The sequence below is a fragment of the Bellilinea sp. genome, assembly GCF_034432615.1.
GTDB lineage: Bacteria > Chloroflexota > Anaerolineae > Anaerolineales > Anaerolineaceae > Bellilinea.
The window spans coordinates 1-5,599 of record NZ_DAOUBL010000143.1 but is presented as its reverse complement, the minus strand read 5'-3'; the positions used below and the strand labels follow the sequence as shown (position 1 = coordinate 5,599).

Below are 5,599 nucleotides of genomic sequence, written 5' to 3'. Positions count from 1 at the left end.
CAGCATGATCACATCGAACTCCACTTCTAAAACCAGCGGCAGGCGGTTCCAGCACAGGGCATTATCGCTCAGCCCGTGCAGCAAGATGATTGGCGGCTTTTGTCCGCCGGTGCGGTAGTACTGGATGCGTACCCCTTCCGATAGAATGTGTCCGTAAAACAATTGCGGCATGTTGAATTTCCCTCAACGGCAAATCTCAGTATACCCCTGATTCAACCTTCGGCAATGTTTTTGTCAAAGTTGTTTTGGAATTGAACGGACTGAACACTTGCACCTCCCGAGAAACTTGTTATAATAAGTATGCTAAGTATAGCAGGCACTTAAACAGATCCCTGCCACATTCTATGACCACTACCATCCGACAGACGACCAGACCCCTCTACCAGCAACTGGAACAGGAAATCCTGCGCCAGATTCGGCATGACGAATTGAAGCCGGGAGATAAACTGCCCTCCGAAAGCGAACTTTCCCGCCGGTTCAACGTCAGCCGCATCACCGCCCGCCGGGCAATCAACAACCTGATCCAACAGGGGTATGTCTATTCGCTGCAGGGCAAAGGCACCTTTGTGGCTCAGACGCGCATCCGCGAATTATCCGGCTTTCGGTCATTCAGCGAGGATATCCGCGCGCGCGGCATGACGCCCTCCTCCCGCCTGCTGCAAATCCGCCGCATTCAGCCCAAAGCCAGCCTGCGAGCTGAACTGAACCTGCCGGCCGGAATTGCCGTCTATCGGCTGGAACGCATCCGGCTGGTCAACGACGAGCCGGTGGCATACGAGGATGCCTACCTCCCTGCCAGTCTGTGCCCCGGGTTGGAGCAGTTTGACTTTGAAAAACGCTCGCTGTTCGATGTCCTGCGCAGCGAGTTCAATCTCAATCCCACCTGGGCAGATGCCGAGCTGGAAGCCGCCGCCGCCGATGAAACCCTGGCGGCCCGTCTCGCCATCCGTCCGGGTGAACCGGTGCTGATTGCCCTGCGTCACACCTACACCGAAACCATGACCGTCATCGAATACGTGCGCTCCGTCTACAGTGGCAAAAACTTCACCTTTTATACCGGACGGCAATACATCGGGTAAAAGACCCATTAATTTCACTTTTCAATACCAATAAGGAGGAAGTATGCGTGCAGTAAGTCGTCTTTTCTTTGTGGTTGTTTTGCTGGCGGTTGTGGTGATGAGCGCAGCCGGATGTGCGGCCCCACAACAGGCGGGCGGGCCAAAAGTCGTTAAGGTGCTTGCCATGCAGCAGGCCGGCCCCACCCCGGAGGAGATGAACGCCATTGTTGCCAAGTTCAACGAATCTTCTCCAGATGTGAAGGTCGAAATCGAGTACGTTTCGTATGATGCCCTTCACGACAAAATTGTCACCGCCATGGCGACCAATCCGCCGTCCTATGATGTCGTCCTGGTTGACGATATCTGGTATGCCGAGTTCGTCAAGAACGGTTACCTGTGGGATGTTACGGACAAGATTGACCAGAACACCAAACAAGAAGTATTCTCCACCGCCTGGGACATTACCTCGGTGAACGGACGTATCTACGGCATGCCGTGGCTGCTCGACCAGAAGTACTTCTACTACAACACCGAAATACTGGAAAAAGCCGGCGTGGATGTACCGCAAACCTGGGAAGATCTGATCGAAGCCAGCCGCAAGATCAAGGAAATGGGGTTGGTGGAGTATCCGATTGTCTGGTCATGGGCGCAGGCTGAAGCGGCGATTTGTGACTTTGTCGCCCTGCTCTATGGCAACGGCGGCAGCTTTGTGGACAGCAACGGCAATCCCACTTTCAACAACGAAAAGGGTGTCCAGGTCGTTGAGTGGATGGTCAAGACCGTTGACGAAGGCCTGTCCAACCCGGCATCCATTTCCTATGTAGAGGAAGATGTACGCAATGTCTTTTCGCAGGGTAAAGCAGCCTTTGCCCTCAACTGGCTGTATATGTACGATTTAGCCGCCCTCAATCCTGATGAATCGCAGGTGGTTGGTAAAGTTGGCCTTGGATTGGTACCGGCATTCAAGGGCAGCGGTGTACCCAGCGCCACCATCAACGGCTCGATGGGATTTTCGGTGATTGACAAGTCGCCCAACCGCGAAGCGGCGTGGGAGTATGTCAAATTCCTGACCAGCGAACCGATTCAGAAAGAATACTCCGCCCATCTTCTACCTGTCTGGAGTGGTAATTATGAGGGGCAGGCACTGGAAGAATTGAAATCGCTGAACGAATCCAATCCGGTGACTGTGCCGGCTTTCAGCGCCCAAATCGTGTATTCCCATGTGCGCCCGAAAGTGCCCTTCTACCCCGAATTTTCCAAAGCCCTCCAGCTGGCATTGCAGGAAGCCCTGACCAAACAAAAGAGCCCGGCTCAGGCATTGAATGATGCTGCCGCCAAGTGGAACGAACTGGCTTCAAAATAATTGATCTACTCGCTGATGGGGCGGGGAAACAAATCCCCCTTTCCCCGCCCCCTTTTTTTGCCGAAGGTTTTTATTGATGAGTATTCCAGCAGTAAAGCCAAAACCAATGACCCTTACCCAACAACGCTTGCGGGACGGGTTTTGGCTGCTATTCCCCGGTTTACTGGTTATTTTTGGAATTACCCTGTTTCCGATTATTTATACCTTTGTATTAAGTTTTACCGAAACCCCCATCTCCAATCCAACCCCCCAGGGCTTTATAGGCATTCGGAATTATCTTTATTTCCTCACCAATTCGGTTTTTTGGGCAGCCATCCGCCGCACGCTTTACTTTACAATTGTCTCGGTTGGCGTTGAATTAATTTTGGGGATGGGGTTAGCCTTACTGATTCATGCCCGTCCTTTCGGCTGGCAATTTTTACGCACCAGCCTGATCATTCCGTGGGCAATTCCTACCATCGTCAACGGCGCCATGTGGCGCTGGATTTACAACGCCGATTACGGCGCCCTGAATGGTTTACTGTTTCAATTAGGCATGATTGACCGTTACAGGGCCTGGCTTTCCGAGCCTGTGGCAGCCATGAATCTGGTCATTGTTGCCGATATCTGGCATTCGGTACCCTTCATTGCATTAATCCTGCAGGCAGCCCTTGCTACCATCCCGCGCGAACTGGAAGAAGCCGCCGCGGTGGATGGTGCCAATGTCTGGCAGCGGTTCTGGAATATCCGTTTTCCGCTTTTACAACCGGCTATCCTGGTTGCGCTGGTCATTCGCACGGTAGAGGCTTTTCGCGTGTTCGATATTATTTATGTCATCACCCAGGGCGGGCCTGCCTTTGGAACGGTAACCATCTCTTACCTCACCTATCTTGAATCATTTTCATACGGACGGTTGGGCGGCGGCGCGGCCCTCTCGTTTCTCATTTCCGCCTTTACGCTGGTGATGGCTTTGCTGTACATCCGACTCTTGTATCGGGAGGATTTGCGCTGATGAAAACATCCCGTCAGCTTGGCAGTAAAGCCCTCTACTTTTTATTGACGCTCGTGGCACTGCTGGTCATTTATGCCCCCATCGCCTGGCTTTTTCTCGCCAGCATTTCCACCCGCGCCGACCTGCTGGCCACCCCGCCGCGTTGGATTCCCGAACACCCCACCCTCAAAAATTATCTGGATATTCTTGTGCCGGGCACGGCCGTTTCCGAAGTTGCCCGCACCTTCAAAATCACGTTGGGGAATTCCCTGCTGGTGGCATTGACCACTACCGCCATCTCTCTGGTGATCGGTTCGCTGGCTGCGTACGCGCTGGCGCGTTTGCGGCTGCCCTTCCGTAATACAGTGTTTTTTGGCGTGCTGAGTGTCAGGATGATTCCGGAAATTTCTCTGGTCATCCCGCTGTACATCATCGCCGCCCGACTGAGCATTCTGAACAAACCAATTGTCCTGATTCTCACCTACCTGAGTTTTGCCCTGCCTTTTACCATCTGGATGCTGACCACCTTTTTTGAAACCGTGCCAGAAGAACTGGAAGATGCCGCTTTGATTGACGGCAGTTCCCGCTTGAATACCCTCTTTCGCGTTGTGATTCCGGTAGCAGCGCCGGGAATCATCTCCACAGCCTTGTTCACATTTTTACTGGCTTGGGATGAATTTTTCTTCGCCTTGATTTTTACCAGCACGGTAGCAGCCAAGACCGTCCCGGTTGCCATTGCCGAATTCACCGGGCGTTATGCGGTGGATATTACCGCCATGATGACCGGCGGTATTCTGGCAGCCCTTCCGCCTGTACTTCTGGCGCTGATCTTCCAGCGTTTCATCGTCAGTGGACTTTCCGCCGGAGCCGTTAAAGGATGAGCCAGACTGAATTTGTGGTTGGGATTGATTTGGGCGGTAGCAACATCCGCGCCGCGGTTGTCAGCCAGCAGGGAGAAATTAAAGCCTGGGCGCAGGCGCCAATTGAAGCAGCCCGTGGCGTGGAACAGGGCATTCAGCGGATTCAAAATCTGATCCGGCAGGTAATGGAACAGGCCGGTATCAGGCAAATTGCCGGAATCGGGTTTGGCAGCACCGGCCCCATTGACCGGAAAAGGGGACTCATTCAAAATCCCTACACCCTGCCCGGCTGGGAAAATGTGGATATCCGCACCCCTTTAAGTCGGGCTTTTGATGCACCGCTGATCATGGAAAATGATGCGGATGCCGCCGCACTGGGAGAAGCCTGGCTCGGCTCGGGTAAGGGCACTTCCCGTTTTGCACTGGTGACCGTTGGCACCGGTGTTGGCAGCGCATTCATCCTTGGCGGGCAAATTTACCGCGGCATGGACGGGGAACATCCCGAAGCCGGCCATCAGGTACTCGATCCGAACGGCCCGCCCTGTTATTGCGGCGCTCGCGGCTGCCTGGAGAGCCTCGCTTCCGGGCCGGCCATCGCCGAAAGTGCCCGCAGACTGATTCAGCAGTATCCAAACAGTTCACTCGCCGGCCTCCACCAAAGTGGACAGATCATTGAAGCAACCCATGTAACCGAAGCCGCACGGCAGGGTGATGAATTTGCCCAAAAAATTATCCGCGAGGCGGGCTGCTATCTCGGACTGGGATTGGTCAATCTGATTTTGTTTTATCTGCCGGAGTGCATTGCGCTGGGCGGTGGGGTAATGAAAAACTACGATTTGTTTTTCCCCCACATTCAGCAAGTGCTCCGGCAGCATGATGTCGTCGTACCCACCCGCCGCGTTCGGCTGGTGCCGGCTTCATTGGGCAACAAAGCCGGTGTGCTCGGTGCTGCGCGGGCTATCTGGCTTGAACTTAAAGGATAATCGAACATGAACAACAATCCCTATGTGCAAGATATTCTTTCTCAACCGCAAGCCCTGAGAGCCGCTTTGCGGGGTTATCCATCTGAAGAATTGAATCGGCTTGTGACCGATCTGGATCGGTCGAAGTTTGACCGAATTTTGATTACCGGCATGGGCGCTTCGCTGAACGGCTCATATCCGGCTGTACTGCGCCTGAGCCGTCTGCCGTTGCCGGTGCAGTGGATCGAAACCGCCGAACTGGCGCATTTTTCCAGTGGTCAAATTACCCCCCGTACCCTTTTATGGGTCGTTTCGCAATCCGGGCGCAGCGCCGAAATTGTGCGCCTGCTGGAGTTGTGCCGGGAAAAGCCCCCCGCTGCCTTGCT

At 54.0% G+C, this 5,599-nt stretch carries 5 protein-coding genes and 1 pseudogene; all 6 read left to right on the top strand.

The genetic code is table 11. From position 1 onward, the window contains the following. Positions 1-344 precede the first annotated feature (344 nt). Complete coding sequence (locus tag VAE48_RS06470) at positions 345-1,079, top strand: GntR family transcriptional regulator (protein WP_322792499.1); 735 nt, start codon at positions 345-347, stop codon at positions 1,077-1,079. A gap of 43 nt (positions 1,080-1,122) precedes the next feature. Next, positions 1,123-2,421, top strand: a complete 1,299-nt coding sequence (locus VAE48_RS06465; protein WP_322792498.1) for an ABC transporter substrate-binding protein — start codon at positions 1,123-1,125, stop codon at positions 2,419-2,421. Between the two features lie 76 nt (positions 2,422-2,497). Then, a complete protein-coding gene (locus VAE48_RS06460) occupies positions 2,498-3,412 on the top strand; it encodes a sugar ABC transporter permease (protein ID WP_322792497.1) in 915 nt (304 codons plus the stop codon). Further along, complete coding sequence (locus VAE48_RS06455) at positions 3,412-4,272, top strand: carbohydrate ABC transporter permease (RefSeq protein WP_322792496.1); 861 nt, start codon at positions 3,412-3,414, stop codon at positions 4,270-4,272. The genes VAE48_RS06460 and VAE48_RS06455 overlap by 1 nt, the downstream gene beginning before the upstream one ends. Further along, complete coding sequence (locus tag VAE48_RS06450; RefSeq protein WP_322792495.1) at positions 4,269-5,234, top strand: ROK family protein; 966 nt, start codon at positions 4,269-4,271, stop codon at positions 5,232-5,234. Before VAE48_RS06455 ends, VAE48_RS06450 begins: the two co-directional genes overlap by 4 nt. Positions 5,235-5,240: 6 nt before the next feature. Further along, a pseudogene (locus tag VAE48_RS06445) lies at positions 5,241-5,599 on the top strand (glucosamine-fructose-6-phosphate aminotransferase); the annotation flags it as partial.